This is a genomic window from Bacillus cereus group sp. MG4, from assembly GCF_040460055.1.
In the GTDB taxonomy this organism is placed as follows: Bacteria; Bacillota; Bacilli; order Bacillales; family Bacillaceae_G; genus Bacillus_A; species Bacillus_A wiedmannii.
The window spans coordinates 4,537,752-4,553,489 of the sequence record NZ_JARVGZ010000001.1; the positions used below are offsets into that span (position 1 = coordinate 4,537,752).

A 15,738-nucleotide genomic window follows, 5' to 3' on the forward strand; every position below is an offset into this window, starting at 1 on the left:
TGTCAGTAGTGAAATAAAAAAATTAAAGTTGTAACATTTTTTTTGCTTCATCACGGATTTTCTCAGAAAGAATGTTTGGTTCAAGTACTTGCACTTGGCTTCCCCAGCTTAATACCCATTGAAATACTTCGCCTATGTTTCTTGATTTTAAAAAGACGTGAAACCAATTATCTCTATGCTCGTATGAATCTATAAAGAAGTATCGTGATTCAATAATTTTATGTGCAATATGGGTTGGGAATAATAAATGGATCATCATAGTACGGTTGCTTTTAGGCTGATATTCCTGCAAAGAAAAGTCTTCAGGTTTTTTAAAGAATTCTTGTTCTCGCTGTAATTCCTCCATTCGATCTAAGCGGAAATTACGTATTTGTTTTCGAAGTAAACAATGGGCAACGATATACCAAATTCCTGAAATGTTGACTAAGCCATAAGGATGAACAGTTCGCTTTATCTTCATAGTTTCACGTGGCTTAAGGTACGAAAAAGAGATCGCTTGCTCTTTCTGAATAGATTCTTGCAGTAAGAAAAGTTGTTTTTCTAAATTCTCTCGCTCGGGTTGCTGATGCGAAAATATAGGAGAAAGGAAACGAAAAGTTCCCCGTAATTCCTGGGCTTTCGTTTGTTGATCAGTAGGGAGGACAACCTCAAGTTTCTCTTTTGCTAATCGCGCATGTACAGAAAAAGAAGAAGTGAAAGTTTTCTCGATATAATCACCGCCTAGTAAAAGAGTAACGGCCTCTTCAGGCGTAAGTTGAATGGGTGGTAAGAAATAACCATCCATTAATGAATAGCCGTGGCCGGGCATGGCGAAAAGTGGGACGCCAGATTCACTAAGTGCATCCATGTCTCGATAAATCGTTCTTATACTTGTCTCAAATTTTTCCGCTAAGCTTTGTGCTGTAACAGTTTGTCTTCTTTGTAATTCAATTAATATAGCTAACAAGCGATCTGTCCGATTCATGAAAATTCCCCTTTATCTTTTATGAGGGTGTTGCAAAACTCATAAATATTCAAAAATAAATGCATAAAAAAATCCGTTTTCCTGGAAGAATGATAGTACCCTAAACTATCTCCAGAAAGGACGGATTTACTAGTATGATAACCAATTTTGATCACAATCAATCCATTTTACACATTTTATTTGCCTACGTAGACAGTTTAACCATTGGAGGCGTTCCGCCTATTACAGGCCGCCCACCTATCTGTAGAAAAGCTTTACTCAAATGTTTTTTTGTGAAAACGGTATTCCAAATCAATTCATTACGTAAGTTAACTCGCTTTTTGCATCAATATCCTTCATTTCGTGTATCTTGTGGTCTTTCCTTTGTTCCTCATATATCCACTTTCTCACGTGTAGGAACTTGGTTTCGCAATGAAGGTATTCCGTTGATTCATAAACAAACTCTTGAAGAAATGAATTTAGGATTAATTCCGTGTGTTTTAATTGATAGCACTGCCTTACGGAGTAGTTTATATGATTCCCAAGCAAAATGGGGGAAATCTACTCGTTATGGTTGGTATAAGGGATATAAAGCTCATGTCTGTTCTACACCAGAAGGTGTTGTATTGTCGTATGCATTTACAACAGCGAACGTACATGATAGCAAAATGGCTCCTGTATTGCTTCAAGATATACAAAATCAAAATGTGTTATTTTCCATTGCAGATGCTGCTTATGATAGTCAGCGCATTTATGAAATTGCAAAAACATGTGATATTTTTGCGGTGAATCCAATTAACCCACGTAATGGCGAACAAAGCAAAAGTACACATCGCCGTGTATTATCTCATTTTGCACAAACCATCTTTGGCAAACAGTTGATGAAAGAGCGTGGGAAAATTGAACAACAGTTTGGTCATCTCAAAGATAAAGGGCTGGAACAGCCACGTTGGTATGGTCAAAATCGCTATTTATTACATGTTCAGCTAGTTTTTCTGATTCATAACATTGCATATTTATTTTAGTTTTGCAACACCCTCCTTTTATGAATATGCCTACTATAAACTTCTAAAAGTAGTATAAACTCTCCTCCCATTAACAGACTTTTCCCTATGTATAATATTAATATAGTAAAATCATAACAACCGATATTGCAGTTTCCAATAATATACTATATAATCAGTTTAAGAAAACGTTTTCATGCAAAGGGGGAGGATTTCGTGTCGACTATAGAGGACGTGGCGAAATTAGCGGGGTTATCAAGGACAACGGTTTCTAGGGTGATTAATAATCATCCATATGTTTCAGATGAGAAGAAAAAAAGGGTTCAATTAGCAATGAAGCATTTAGGTTTCGTTCCTAATTCTGCGGCGAGAAGGCTTCGTAAACAAAAGACGGAAACAATTGCGGTGCTAGTTCCAAGGATTACAAATCCTTTCTTCAGTAGATTTATTGAAGCAATCGAGATTGCTGCTTCTGAACATAAATATAAACTGATTATTTGTCAAACAAGATATTTACCGGAAAAAGAGATGGAGTATTTACAATTATTATCTACGAAACAAGTAGATGGGATTATTCTATGTTCACTAGAAAATCCGTGGGAAGATGTAGAGCCATACTTACAGCACGGTCCAATCGTGTTATGTAATGAATATATTGAGGAAGCAAATGTTCCAACAGTGAAGTTTGATCATGCGCAAGGAGCATACATAGCTGCTAAGCATGTGTTAGAACAAGGATATCGTAATCTTATTTTTTGCCGTGGTAACGAAACCAAAGTGGTTAGCCAGCAGCGAAAAATGGGCTTTTTACGTGCCATAACGGAGAAGAGCCGCCAAGTAGAAGCGATCGATTTTCTTGAAAACGCTTTCTCTTGGGACGATGGAAAGAGAATATTCCATGAAGTATTAAAGGACAAAAAAAATCCTACCGCGATTTTGGCAGGAGGCGACGAGGTTGCAGCTGGAATCATTTCAGAGGCAAAACGCCATGACTGGAGCATTCCAGATGATCTCGCTGTTATCGGTTTTGATAATCAAATATTATCACAGATTACAGAGCCAGGTATTACGACAATTGAACAGCCAATCGATGAGATGGCCCGAAAAGTTGTCGACCTGATGATGGATAAAATCCATACGAAAAATTATCGACAAAAAGAATTGTATGAGTTTGAACTGGAGCTCTTGGTGAAAGGTTCAACGATGAAGAAGAATACGATGTTATTAGCCTAGTAGACTATGTCTGCTAGGTTTTTTTATGTTCATAAACTACTATTCTTCGTGAACGCAGTCATCACATTTGTTATGGTATGCTTCGTGCTGCTCATCAATTTCTTTCCCACAGTGTGCACAAGTTTTCGTCGGTAAATTTCTGAAAAACTCCATTGGTTGATCGATCATGTCAATCCCTCCATTTCCATTTCTTACTATCATTGTATTAGTACAAAAAACAAAAGTCAACAACTGTTTTATAACAAAATGAAAATTAATGAAAAAGTTTAGGAAATGGATTATAGTTAACAATGTAGAATGTAAGTGAAACATGCATTCCTACTCGGTTTGAGAAAGGATGGATACATATGAAAATGACTGTTGTCGGCTTTTGGGGCGGCTTTCCAGAAGCGGGAGAAGCAACGTCGGGGTATTTGTTTGAACACGATGGTTTTCGTTTACTTGTCGACTGTGGTAGTGGTGTACTAGCACAGCTTCAAAAATATATAACACCATCTGATATAGATGCAGTTGTACTGTCACACTATCATCATGATCATGTTGCAGACATTGGGGTATTGCAATATGCGAGATTAATTACAAGTGCGACAAAGGGGCAACTACCGGAATTACCAATATACGGTCATACGTTTGACGAGAATGGATTCCATTCTTTAACGCATGAACCACATACGAAAGGAATCGCGTACAATCCAGAAGAAACACTTCAAATTGGACCGTTCTCGATTTCATTCTTAAAAACTGTTCATCCTGTTACATGCTTTGCGATGCGTATTACAGCTGGTAGTGACGCTGTAGTATATAGCGCTGATTCAAGTTATATTCCTGAATTCATTCCATTCACAAAAGATGCTGATCTTTTCATTTGTGAGTGTAATATGTATGCACATCAAGAGGCTGCAAAAGCAGGGCATATGAATAGTACAGAAGTGGCAAGTATTGCGAAAGATGCGAATGTAAAAGAACTTTTATTAACGCACTTACCGCATACAGGCAACCCATCTGATTTAGTAACAGAAGCAAAACAAATTTTCAGTGGCCATATTACGCTAGCGCATAGTGGCTACGTATGGAATTCATGAGGTGATACGATGTTATTTATTGATAATAAAGGGATTACAGATCCTAGAATAAACTTAGCAATTGAAGAATATTGTGTGAAGAATTTAGATATTAACGAAACATATTTACTGTTCTACATTAACGAACCTTCCATTATCATTGGTAAAAACCAAAACACAGTAGAAGAAATTAATGCAGATTACGTAAAAGAACAAGGAATTCATGTCGTTCGTCGTCTATCAGGCGGAGGGGCAGTATATCACGATTTAGGAAACTTAAACTTCAGCTTTATTACGAAAGATGATGGCGACAGTTTCAGCAACTTCAAAAAATTCACAGAGCCTGTAACGAAAGCGCTCGGCAAATTAGGCGTAAATGCAGAACTAAGTGGTCGTAACGACATTTTAGCTGAAGGTAGAAAAATTTCAGGTAACGCACAGTTCTCAACGAAAGGTCGTATGTTCAGTCACGGTACGTTACTATTTGACTCTGAAATCGATCACGTCGTATCAGCGTTAAAAGTAAAAATGGATAAGATTCAATCAAAAGGAATCAAATCAATCCGTAGCCGCGTTGCGAACATTACAGAATTCTTAAACGAAAAAATGACGACAGAAGAGTTTAGACAACTTCTTCTAGAAACAATTTTCGAAGGGGAAACAGAAATTCCGGCGTACGAATTAACAGAAGAGGATTGGAAAGAAATCCATAAACTTTCTGAAGAACGTTACCAAAATTGGGACTGGAACTACGGAAAATCTCCGAAGTTCAACTTACAACATTCACACCGCTTCCCAGTTGGACAAGTTGATGTTCGTCTTGAAGTGAAAAAAGGAACAGTAACAGAATGTAAAATTTATGGTGATTTCTTCGGATCACTAGATGTGCATGACATTGAAGAGCGTCTAACAGGTGTACAATTTGATAAAGATGCATTCACTGCAGCTTTGGAAGGCGTAGATATTAAACGCTACTTCGGTAATATTACAACAGAAGATTTCTTACATTTATTCTTCTAAAAATAAGGGAGGCTGCCGTAACGGACAGCCTCTTTCTTTTTGCGTAGGTTGTCATGTTTTGTCGGTAAGTCAATATATTTTAAAAATCGTTGATATATTTCGAGTTACGGTAGATATACTTGGAAAATCGCTGATATATTTCGAGTTACAGTCGATATATTCGAAAAATCGCCGATATAATTTCATATACCATAAAATCACAGGACATTTGCCTCTTATAAAGGAATATATATATTCAAAAGGAGGCGGATCGAAATGACAAGGGTAATGTACGTTGTATTATTGCTTAGCTTCGTTATCGGAATGACAGCTTGTAACGATGAAACATCTTCAAGTCGCACACTTTTATCTATTGGAAAGCCAGCGAAGGATCATGTCATATATTTTACGCATACGGATAACAAACGAAAGATCGCTGATATACAAACAATGTTTCAAAATAAGAAATGGAAAAGAAATGAAACTTTTAGTACGGTGAATAAAACGCCAGATCTTGTCTTTTCGATAGATGACAATAAAGGATTACCGATATTATATGTTACATTGTTTTTTCATGAAGATGGAGCGGACGTTCTTAACTTGTACGGGGAGTATACGAGCTTAAATAAAGAAGAACTTGCAATGCTGAGAGAAAAAATGAATGCATATTATCCTGAAATGATTTTAGCACTCGTTTCATAGTGTGCTAATAAATGAAATCCCCTTATCTTTCCAAAGAGAGTCAACAGGAGGTGATCGTTGTATATGCAGTTAATGGAATATCACTTGCTACTTTAATTTTCTTTTAATATAATTAATTTAGAATTTTTAAATATTCTAAATTTTATAAAGGTGGGGTTTGTGTGAATCTCGTTCAATCTTTGGCTGAAACGGCGAAAAAGAAGGGGGATAAACCGGCTTATATATTTATGGATCAGTCGGTCTCATATGACCAATTAAACAAAATGGTCACAAGGTTTTCTAACAATTTAGCAGCGATGGGCATTGGAAAAGGGGACAATGTCGCATTAGTTGTTGGAAATTCACCACATTTTTTGGTCGGTTTATACGGAACAATGAAAGCTGGAGCAACTGTTATTCCAGTTAATCCAATTTATACAGCAGACGAAATGCATTATATTTTACAAAATGGAGATGTAAAAACAATCATTGTACTCGACGTCCTTCTACCTGTTATACAATCTCTTACAACAAGACTTCCTTCACTTGAAAACATCATCATATGCGAAACCTCATCAGATTTTAACCATGCAGAAACCGAAAAAATGAAAACGTTTACGAGAATGATAGGGTCTGGAGATTTAACTTTTGAAGGCCCAGAATTAGATGAAGAAGATGTAGCGGTTATTCTATACACTTCAGGTACAACTGGAAAACCGAAAGGTGCGATGTTAACACATAAAAACTTATATAGTAATGCGAGCGATGTAGCGTCGTATTTACAATATACTGCTGATGATCGCGTTGTTGCGGCTTTGCCGATGTTCCATGTATTTTGCTTAACAGTGGCGGTAAATGCACCGATTGTGAACGGAGCAACTATTTTAATGTTACCGAAATTTAGTCCGAAAGAAGTATTCCGTATTTGTCGCACGTACGGACCAACAATTTTTGCTGGTGTACCGACAATGTACAATTATTTATATTTATTTGAAGAAGCAAGCGCAGGAGATGTGAAGACGCTTCGCCTTTGTATTTCAGGTGGTGCGTCAATGCCAGTTGCTCTTCTGCAAAACTTTGAAAAACGTTTTGACGTAATCGTTTCAGAAGGATATGGTTTATCAGAAGCATCACCAGTTACTTGTTTTAACCCGCTAGATCGTCCGCGTAAACCTGGGTCGATCGGTACAAATATTTGGCATGTAGAAAACAAAATTGTGAACGAACTTGGGGAAGAAGTACCTGTTGGCGCAGTCGGTGAATTAATTGTTCGCGGGCCTAACGTTATGAAAGGATATTATAACGCTCCAGAAGATACAGCAGCGACATTGAAAGACGGATGGCTATATACAGGTGACTTAGCGAAAATGGATGAAGAAGGTTACTTCTATATCGTTGATCGTAAAAAAGATATCGTCTTAGTTGGCGGTTATAACGTATACCCTCGTGAAGTAGAGGAAGTATTATATACACACGAATCTGTAGCAGAAGTTGTCGTAATTGGCGTTCCTGATGAAAACTTAGGAGAAGCAGTACGAGCATACGTCGTTTTGAAACAAGCTAACGTAACAGAAGAGGAACTTATGCATTATTGCACGTTACATTTAGCAAAATATAAAGTGCCAATGAGTATCGAATTTTTAACAGAATTGCCGAAGAATACGACGGGTAAATTGTTAAGAAGAGCGTTAAAAGAAAAAGCGATGCAAGTTTAAAAATAGGGGCAACCATCTTTATGAAGATGGTTGCCTTTGTATTATAATAATTTCATATGAAAAAGAGCTTATTTATCAAAATTGTATAATTGAGGGACTTTCCTCAATTATTGTAACGATAAGTAATGGTGTACGACCTACATTCCCTGATTATTGGTTTTTCCCTTGGTCCAATACAAATGAAAATGAATCTATTACTAAACTAATAAATTCAAGATTAAGGATTAGTAAAGAGGAGCATGAACAGGCACAATGTTTTTTAGATACATTGATAGAGGAAAAAAGGTTCTCCTGGCCTAATGTTTTTAGGAATTTAGAGGATGCGAGATTTTTTAAGCAAAACTATTTAAAGGGTATAGAGGAGTTGGAAATTGTTAGTTTAAATCTTTCAGAAGAGTATCGGGCGAATTTTTTATTGAATGAGCGAGAAGAGAATGATTTTGATTGTTCTATATATAATTTTATGGAAGATGCATTGCCATTCTGTATCAATAACGATGAAATGTTAGGCTTTGATATATGTGGCTATAGTAACAATAATTTTTATTCGTTTATTCATAATAATTTACAGACGGATTTTAGAAAGTATGGTAAGAATTTAAATGAATTATCACTTATCGCTAATTATGAGGATGCACAATATGTTATTCATTTAATTGATAATCAAAAGATAGAGGCGGAAGAGATATTGTGGTATCCTTGGTTAATTTTGAGGTGCTCATAATTTATAAAGGAAATATAAAAAATCTTTAGGGTTATATATAGGTTTTGAGAGAGTAAGAGATATTGTTTGTAGTTAAATAAATTATAATTGAGGATAGGCGTCAAACTTATTAAAATTAAGGAAGTTTGACGCTTATTTTTTATGTTTAGAATCAATGAGAGGGTTTTTATCTATATGAAAGATATCGTATGTAAAGAGTTAATCAGTTTTAAGTCTATTGTTGAAGCTTATCAATTTAGAAAAATGAACGTGGACTATAAACAAAATATAATTTTATTAGTACAAGATAATCAGGATCGCCCTTGTATTATTTATTTGGATAAAAATAATGGGAGTATAAGTAATATTAATTTAAATGTAGATATAGATGTTGAATCGGTGATATGTATGCAACGAATCGGAGAGAGATGGTTGCTTATGTTTAAGTATGAAGAGGATAATGCAGTTATTTATAATCCAGATGGAAGTGAATATGTTAAGTTTTATGCTGGAGAAGGGATTCAAGATTGTCAGGTTGATGCGAATGAAGATATATGGGTTAGTTATTGTGATGAAGGGATTTTTGGAGAGTGCCCAATTGGAGTAAATGGTATAGTTGCTTTTAATTCTACAGGTCAATTGATTTTTGATAGCTATGATCAATATGTAGAAAAATATAATATACCGTATATAGATGATTGTTATGCAATAAATGTTTTAGATGGAGACGTCTGGCTCTATTATTATTCAGAATTTCCTTTAGTTCAAATGAAAGATAAAAAATTTCATATGTCGTGGAATGAAATAAATTTAACTAGGGAAACATGGTCGGGAAGTTTTGCGGTTGCTCAAGATAAAGTAGTATTCATTACGCAAGATAAAAAGTTGGTTGTTTATGATTTAAACGATAATCATGTGCATGATATGAATCTTCGTAATGAACTAGGAGAGCAGGTTCAATTTGTTAATTATTATAGCCGCGGATCTGTTATGTATTTTCAGACGGATGATATGCTTTATTATACTGATGTACTTAATATGTGAAGGGGGCTTTTCGAAATAAAGGTGAAGAGATGCCTAAAAATGTTAAGACGATACATTTATCGAGGTTTTTATTGTGAATAGTGAAGTGCTTAATATTTACGCTATAAGTGCATAACAAGATATAATAGAAGAAATCAAGAAGGAGGCTCGCTGTGAAAAATCTTCGTTATCTCAATATATTTACGATATTAATTATATACACACTACTTATGTTTTACATCGGCTGGAACGGATGGGTTTGGCTTCATGCAGTATTCGGCTGGCAATCTTGGGGATATTACGCTTTCGTAGTCGGATTTATTTCATATGCATACATTCTCGTACAAGTGTTTAAGTTTTTGCCATTTCTACGAACGATAGGTTCAATTTGGTTTGCGGTCATACAATATGCGCTTATGTTATTGCCGTTAGCCGATATTACAGTTTTCCTTCTACAGTTTTCAATGGAGAAAGAGACGGCAATTGTTTGGACAGGAACTGTCGTGTTACTTGCGTTTATCTTTATTTTTGCATATGGGGTATTCAACGCATATAGCCCAGTAGTAAGAAAATACGAGGTGCACATACCGAAAAAAGTAGAGGGACGTAAAAGCTTACGCATTGCGATGGCTTCTGATATGCATTTCGGTAAATTATCTGGCGTTTCGCATTTAAAAAGGCTTGTCCGTCATGTAAAGGAGATGGAGCCCGATATTATTTTACTGCCAGGTGATATTATCGATGATCATCCAGGTGTGTTCATTCAAAAAAATATGGGACCAATTATGAAACAAATGAAAGCTCCACTAGGCGTATATGGTGTGTTAGGAAACCACGAATATTACGGACGGGCGGTTCCTGAGTTTTTACAAGAGATGGATAAGATTGATATTCGTATTTTGTTAGATGAAGTGATCACAATTGAAGATAACTTTTATCTCGTTGGAAGAAGAGATAAAACTGAGCGAGATCGCCAAAGCTTTGAAAGTTTAATGAGTACGGTAGATAAATCTATGCCAGTTATCGCAATGGATCATCAACCATTCGAGTTAAAACAGGCAGCGGATGCTGGTGTAGATTTACTATTATCCGGTCACACGCACCGTGGACAAATGGCGCCGAATCATATTGTAACGAGAAGAATGTACGAACTAGACTGGGGATACGCACAAAAAGGTGCATTCCACGCTATTGTTTCTTCTGGTTTCGGATTTTGGGGACCACCGCTTAGACTTGGAAGTAGATCTGAGATTGTACAGGTGGAAGTTACGTTTGAATAGGATTAAAAAATAGAGAGCTGATGGCTCTCTATTTTTTTCAATAAAAACAAATAACAATAAATATCTCTGTTGGTGCTAATTTCATAAAAAAGGTACGATTATAAGACATGGCTGAAATAAAGGGGGATTATAAGTGATCATATCAGATGTACTATACGGAGAATTTGAAGTGGATCAAGTGTTAGAAGAATTAATTTTAAGTAAGTCTGTGCAAAGACTGAAAGGAATTCATCAAGCAGGAGCAAGTTACTTAATGAATGAGAAATGGAATGTAACACGTTTTGATCATTCAGTTGGTGTTATGTTGTTAATAAAAAAACTCGGTGGTTCAGTAGAAGAGCAAATGGCAGGTTTACTGCACGACGTATCACATACTGCTTTTTCTCATGTGATTGATTACGTTTTTGATAATAGAAATGAAAGTTATCATGAAGAGATATTTAGTTCTGTCGTAAAAAACTCAGAAATTCCAGCGATCCTTGCGAAGTATGGCTATAACTATGAAGATATTTTGTTAGATGATTCGAAGTGGACGTTACTGGAAAGGTCAGCGCCCGAATTATGCGCAGATCGAGTGGATTATACATTGAGAGATATGTATACATATGGATATATTTCTTTGGAAGAAGCTCAAGATTTTTTAGATGATTTAATCGCAGTTGATGGAAAGATGGTTCTTCAAAACATCGAAATAGCCGAATGGTTTACAGAAACGTATTACAAAGAAGTAATCGATTTCTTTATGAAGCCAATGAATATTTACGGAAATGATATGTTAGCGAAAACGCTAAAGTTAGCTCTACATAAAAAGGTTATTCATGTAGATGACTTTCTTCTTGAAGATGAGGAATTAATTTCGAAATTACAGCTATGTAAAGATCAAGAAGTAGGTGCTTTATTAAGCAAAGTTCATCCGAATGTAAAGGTAAAAGAAGATAGAAACGACTATGATTTGTATCAGAAAAATAAAGTTCGTCTTATTAATCCTCCATTCCTTCGTGAAGGTGAAGTTGTTCAATCGTCTGTCGTATCAGAAAATATAAAACAGATGAGTGAGGTCGCTTATGAAAAAGCGGTGAGAGGGATGTATGTGAAAGTGATTTCAGATTGAATAGAAAAGGTTACCCTGAAATAGTGATGTAGCTATTTTAGGGTAACCTTTTTTGTTGTACTTTATTATTTATCTTTAGTTGTTAGTAAGGTGTTTTTAACGGTTAATCCTCTATTAAACTACTCTATCTCATACATAAAATCTACAAGTTCTCGATAAGAGAATGTATTGGCTTGAACATCAGTTGTAATCTTCCCGTTTTTTAGTTTTATAATACGTTGGCAAGCACCAGCTACGAGTTCGTGATCATGAGTAATGACAAGTACGTGACAGGAGCGTTTGGCGAGTTGATGAATTACTTCGATAACACGTTGTAAGTTCATGCCGTCTAAACCAGAAGTCGGTTCATCTAGTATGAAAATAGAAGCTTCATTCATTAAACCGATTGCGAGAACGAGCCGTTGTTTTTCTCCACCTGATAAAGTGGCAGGATGATTTTCTTTCAAATGCCATAAATGGAGGTCTTTTAGAACGTTTTCGGCCATTTCCTCCTGGTTAGGATGGTTGAGTAATACTTCATTCCATACGCTATCGGTGAATAGTTGGTACACTGTATCTTGCATAACGAACCAAATTTTTTGCATTCTTTTATTTGCTTTTAGTTGCATGTTATCGATGTGGATGTTGCCGGTACTTTCTTTTTTTAATCCTGTTAATGTGCGGGCAAACGTCGTTTTACCTGCACCATTTTTTCCGATTAATGCGGTTACTTCATTTGCATGAAGTGTGATGTTCAAATCTTGCAGTACCCAATCTTTTGTTCGTTTATGTTTGACGTGCAAGCCTTCAATCTGCATTTTTTCTAATTTTGAAGGAAAAGTACGGTCGTTCATTTTTCCTTTTTCAATAAAGGGAGAACGTAAGCCTAGTGCTTGTATTTCTTCGCAAGAGAACGCGAGCAATTCTTTTGGCGTGTAGATTTTTTTGATTTCACCATTTTCCATATAAATAATACGATCTACAAGATCCATTAAGTAATAAAGGCGATGTTCTACAATGACAATTGTTTTATTTTTTTTTCGTAAGGAGACTAATTCTTCTTTGAGAAGATTCGTTGCTTGTAAATCTAAATTCGCAGAAGGTTCATCCATTACAAATAGGGATGGATCAATTAGCTGCGACGCAGCAATTGCCACCTTTTGTTTTTGACCACTAGAAAGACTCATGACGGGGTTATGTTGTATAGATTCTAATTTCATTTGTTGTAAAACGTCTTGTAATCGGTGTTGAATTACAGTTCTTTCAACTCCATGATTTTCAAGTTCAAAAGCAAGTTCATCTTGAACGATAGAAGTGAAAAATTGAGATTTTGGATCTTGAAAGACGCTACCAATGTTTTTACTAAGTTCCCATATCGGAGTATCCTTCGTATGGACATTATTAATGATAATTTCACCTTGTAAGTTTCCTTCATAAAAGCTTGGTATTAAACCATTTAATATTCGTCCTAGTGTCGTTTTTCCGGATCCAGAAGGGCCGGTAATGAGGACGCATTCTCCTTCCTGAATTGTTACATTTATATTTTTTAAAAGGGGTTTTCCAGGTTGATATTCAAATTGAACATTATTGAGTGTAATCATAGCTATTCTCCTTATGAAATCCAAAGCGTGCCAAACATGCATAAACCGAGGAGAAGAGCAATGCTATCTTTCGGACAGAAGGCAATCGCATAGTGACTTGTTTTTTTGCAAGGTGCATCAATTCCGCGAGTTGTTGCTGAGGCACTCAAATCATCAGCCAGTCGAATCGTTCTCATCAATAAAGGGATAATTGCATATTCAAACACTTGATTTAAACGAATCCAATTTTTCGGGCTTTTTAATGAAATACCACGAATACGTACATTTTCTCTGATGATTTTGGATTCAGCGCGTAAAATAGGAAAGAACCGCAAGGCAACTGTAAGAGTTAATAAAACACTTTCAGGAATTTTTAATTTTTGTAAACTTGCTAGTAGCTGCCCTGATGGGACTTTCGATAATCCAGATGCAATAATTAACGTAGGTAAAGTTTTTAAGGCAATGAGTAGCATTAATAAAAACACATTTAAAATGGAAGCATTCATATAAGTTGAAATGAAATAGTGTGCAAAGAACAAACAACCGTATATAATGAACCATTTGAGTCCTAAACGATATTGTTTTTGACAAATGAGTAAAAGAATAGCAAACGCTGCGAGCATAAGTGAACCGGTGCTTGTAGCGGAAATTGCTAAAAATCCACAGATGATTAATAGAGTAAATTGTAAACGAGCATCAAACATAAAAACCTCTCCTAATTATTTCTTCATATATAAATAGCCAGCTTTAACAAAATGTTTTTGTAATAGTTTTGTTGCAAAGTAACAGCCAGACAAGGATAGAATGAATCCGCCGATAAGACCGATTGTCATCCATATAGGTGAATAAGCAAAATAAATTAATTCGTCGATTGCTTCTTTTGAGTAACGCATTTTTTCTAACTGACTACTACCGAGTAAATAAATTGTCATATAGGAACCAATGCTGAAGAAAGCACCGTAAATTCCGTATGCGATTGCTTGACGATGACGATTTCTATATTGCGAACTGTCGCCTTTCAGTAAAGTAAGTTCACCGATGAAAGCAGTTAGAATGCAATAAGGTAGAATAATAGGTGTTCCCATTAAGGCAAAGAAAATCCCTGTTAATGTCCCCATTAATAAAAGTGTTCCTCTTTTACTCACGCGCAAGGCCATTAACATATAGACGATGCCGCCAAAGAACATACCGATAGCGGGAGTAAGTGGTGGTGCAAATGCCATGAGTGGACTCGCGACGACGATGACGATAGACTGTACGATAAATAAGAGAACGGTATATAATCCAATTGTAATTAAATCTTTTGCTGCAAATTTTTTTATATTCATTTCGATTCATCTCCTAACCATTGATAATCCAAATGATAAACATTATCAGTAGTTCTAACTACTCCAATAACGAAAAAATAGCCCGAAATCGTAATTTGAGGCGGAGGTGAAGAAATTGAAAAATATATTAAACGCCTTTTTTACGGAAATAAAAAGAATGAACGACGCTGCTCATCACGAGATTTGGCTAGGAACGGCTTATCATTTTCCTTTTCAAAATGGTAAAGTCAGACGGTTGTATATTGAAGAAGGGGTTGAAATTCAGATTTTTGATAACTGTACATTTCAACGCCCCCAAATGCCTATATTGAAAAAAATATTAGAGATTACAGTCATATTGGATGGACAAATTAACCAAAAAAGAAAGCCGTTACTTTCCGCACAATATGACTCGAAAACATTGCTATTCTTTAATGAAATTGAAGAACAACTTCAATATGATCAGCTAACAGGAATGAGTGTTTTTCTCGATTTAGAGTGGTTGGAACGTTATCTTATTCAAGAAAATCAGCTTGATAGCTGGAAGGAAATTGAGCAGTTTTTTCTTCATTCTCAAAAAATTATTTTTCAAAAAAATAGCGAAACCATTCATCGTTCTATTGCGCGTTATTTACAAATCGAATTTAAAGAAAATGCGATGAACCATTTATTAATTAAAGCGAAGGTTTTAGAGTTTTTAGCGCATAGTCTTCAAAAAATTTGGCCAGAAGTTGTAGATCAGCGAATTGAGGGAATTCTCGATGTAATTCATCAGCAATTTCACCTACCGATTCAAGTTCAGCATTTGGCCGAAATGGCGAATATTAGTGAATCAAGCATGCAAAGCTATTTTAAAGCGTCGTTTGGAATGTCAGTCTATCAATATATACAGCGTAAACGTGTAGAGTACGCAGCGGAATTACTTATTCATACAAATGAATCCATTACCGAAATTTCAATGCAGGTTGGATACGATAACCCAAGTAAATTTGCAAAAATATTCAAGAGAATATACGGAGAAACACCCTTGCATTATCGGAAGAAATATATGGAAAAGACGAAACCCTAATGAGCGTAGCACATTAGGGTTTTATTGTGAGTGTATAAATGTAATTCCAT

General features: G+C 35.7%; 16 protein-coding genes. 11 read left to right on the top strand and 5 right to left on the bottom strand.

Annotated features, from left to right (window positions below):
* Nucleotides 1-22: 22 nt before the first annotated feature.
* Nucleotides 23-964 (bottom strand): helix-turn-helix transcriptional regulator, encoded by a 942-nt coding sequence (locus tag QCI41_RS23850; RefSeq protein WP_353836490.1) that lies wholly within the window; start codon nt 962-964, stop codon nt 23-25.
* A gap of 134 nt (nt 965-1,098) precedes the next feature.
* Between QCI41_RS23850 and QCI41_RS23855 the strand changes: the two genes are divergently transcribed.
* Nucleotides 1,099-1,968 carry a transposase gene (locus QCI41_RS23855; RefSeq protein WP_353836336.1) on the top strand — a complete coding sequence of 290 codons (870 nt, stop codon included), beginning with the start codon at nt 1,099-1,101 and terminating at the stop codon, nt 1,966-1,968.
* A 195-nt stretch (nt 1,969-2,163) separates the two neighbouring features.
* Complete coding sequence (locus QCI41_RS23860) at nt 2,164-3,180, top strand: LacI family DNA-binding transcriptional regulator (protein WP_000103725.1); 1,017 nt, start codon at nt 2,164-2,166, stop codon at nt 3,178-3,180.
* 39 nt (nt 3,181-3,219) lie between these two features.
* Here the strand turns inward: QCI41_RS23860 and yhfH are convergent, their stop codons facing one another.
* A complete protein-coding gene (yhfH, locus tag QCI41_RS23865; protein ID WP_000567010.1) occupies nt 3,220-3,348 on the bottom strand; it encodes a protein YhfH in 129 nt (42 codons plus the stop codon).
* A gap of 179 nt (nt 3,349-3,527) precedes the next feature.
* Here yhfH and QCI41_RS23870 point away from each other — a divergent pair, with 179 nt between their 5' ends.
* The 8 genes from QCI41_RS23870 to QCI41_RS23905 all read left to right on the top strand — a co-directional run bounded on the left by QCI41_RS23870 (nt 3,528) and on the right by QCI41_RS23905 (nt 11,753).
* A complete protein-coding gene (locus QCI41_RS23870; protein WP_016088969.1) occupies nt 3,528-4,262 on the top strand; it encodes an MBL fold metallo-hydrolase in 735 nt (244 codons plus the stop codon).
* A 9-nt stretch (nt 4,263-4,271) separates the two neighbouring features.
* A complete protein-coding gene (gene lplA, locus QCI41_RS23875; RefSeq protein ID WP_353836489.1) occupies nt 4,272-5,261 on the top strand; it encodes a lipoate--protein ligase in 990 nt (329 codons plus the stop codon).
* 255 nt (nt 5,262-5,516) lie between these two features.
* On the top strand, nt 5,517-5,942 hold the full coding sequence (locus QCI41_RS23880) for a hypothetical protein (RefSeq protein ID WP_215562831.1): 426 nt from the start codon (nt 5,517-5,519) through the stop codon (nt 5,940-5,942).
* Nucleotides 5,943-6,103: 161 nt separating this feature from the next.
* Nucleotides 6,104-7,636 (top strand): fatty acid--CoA ligase family protein, encoded by a 1,533-nt coding sequence (locus tag QCI41_RS23885; protein WP_353836488.1) that lies wholly within the window; start codon nt 6,104-6,106, stop codon nt 7,634-7,636.
* Nucleotides 7,637-7,676: 40 nt separating this feature from the next.
* The gene (locus tag QCI41_RS23890; RefSeq protein ID WP_353838807.1) at nt 7,677-8,360 is read left to right on the top strand and encodes a hypothetical protein; all 684 of its coding nucleotides are present in this window, start codon (nt 7,677-7,679) and stop codon (nt 8,358-8,360) included.
* Nucleotides 8,361-8,534: 174 nt separating this feature from the next.
* Entirely contained in the window at nt 8,535-9,383 is an 849-nt protein-coding gene (locus tag QCI41_RS23895) for a hypothetical protein (protein ID WP_353836487.1), read from the top strand.
* 152 nt (nt 9,384-9,535) lie between these two features.
* Nucleotides 9,536-10,642: a metallophosphoesterase gene (locus QCI41_RS23900; RefSeq protein ID WP_353836486.1), complete on the top strand. Its 1,107-nt coding sequence runs from the start codon at nt 9,536-9,538 to the stop codon at nt 10,640-10,642.
* Between the two features lie 133 nt (nt 10,643-10,775).
* On the top strand, nt 10,776-11,753 hold the full coding sequence (locus QCI41_RS23905) for an HD domain-containing protein (protein ID WP_353836485.1): 978 nt from the start codon (nt 10,776-10,778) through the stop codon (nt 11,751-11,753).
* A gap of 119 nt (nt 11,754-11,872) precedes the next feature.
* Here QCI41_RS23905 and QCI41_RS23910 read toward each other — a convergent pair whose 3' ends face one another.
* The 3 genes from QCI41_RS23910 to QCI41_RS23920 are packed head-to-tail and all read right to left on the bottom strand — an operon-like array spanning nt 11,873 to nt 14,640.
* Entirely contained in the window at nt 11,873-13,333 is a 1,461-nt protein-coding gene (locus tag QCI41_RS23910; RefSeq protein ID WP_353836484.1) for an ABC transporter ATP-binding protein, read from the bottom strand.
* An 11-nt stretch (nt 13,334-13,344) separates the two neighbouring features.
* A complete protein-coding gene (locus QCI41_RS23915; protein WP_353836483.1) occupies nt 13,345-14,016 on the bottom strand; it encodes an energy-coupling factor transporter transmembrane component T in 672 nt (223 codons plus the stop codon).
* 15 nt (nt 14,017-14,031) lie between these two features.
* Complete coding sequence (locus QCI41_RS23920; RefSeq protein ID WP_353836482.1) at nt 14,032-14,640, bottom strand: MptD family putative ECF transporter S component; 609 nt, start codon at nt 14,638-14,640, stop codon at nt 14,032-14,034.
* 106 nt (nt 14,641-14,746) lie between these two features.
* Here QCI41_RS23920 and QCI41_RS23925 point away from each other — a divergent pair, with 106 nt between their 5' ends.
* Nucleotides 14,747-15,688: a helix-turn-helix domain-containing protein gene (locus QCI41_RS23925; RefSeq protein WP_353836481.1), complete on the top strand. Its 942-nt coding sequence runs from the start codon at nt 14,747-14,749 to the stop codon at nt 15,686-15,688.
* Nucleotides 15,689-15,738 lie beyond the last annotated feature (50 nt).

Coding starts and splice junctions, on each gene's coding strand:
- QCI41_RS23850 (WP_353836490.1), bottom strand. CDS start 964: ATGAATCGGACAGATCGCTTGTTAGCTATATTAATTGAATTACAAAGA.
- QCI41_RS23855 (WP_353836336.1), top strand. CDS start 1,099: ATGATAACCAATTTTGATCACAATCAATCCATTTTACACATTTTATTT.
- yhfH (WP_000567010.1), bottom strand. CDS start 3,348: ATGATCGATCAACCAATGGAGTTTTTCAGAAATTTACCGACGAAAACT.
- QCI41_RS23870 (WP_016088969.1), top strand. CDS start 3,528: ATGAAAATGACTGTTGTCGGCTTTTGGGGCGGCTTTCCAGAAGCGGGA.
- lplA (WP_353836489.1), top strand. CDS start 4,272: ATGTTATTTATTGATAATAAAGGGATTACAGATCCTAGAATAAACTTA.
- QCI41_RS23880 (WP_215562831.1), top strand. CDS start 5,517: ATGACAAGGGTAATGTACGTTGTATTATTGCTTAGCTTCGTTATCGGA.
- QCI41_RS23895 (WP_353836487.1), top strand. CDS start 8,535: ATGAAAGATATCGTATGTAAAGAGTTAATCAGTTTTAAGTCTATTGTT.
- QCI41_RS23910 (WP_353836484.1), bottom strand. CDS start 13,333: ATGATTACACTCAATAATGTTCAATTTGAATATCAACCTGGAAAACCC.
- QCI41_RS23915 (WP_353836483.1), bottom strand. CDS start 14,016: ATGTTTGATGCTCGTTTACAATTTACTCTATTAATCATCTGTGGATTT.
- QCI41_RS23920 (WP_353836482.1), bottom strand. CDS start 14,640: ATGAATATAAAAAAATTTGCAGCAAAAGATTTAATTACAATTGGATTA.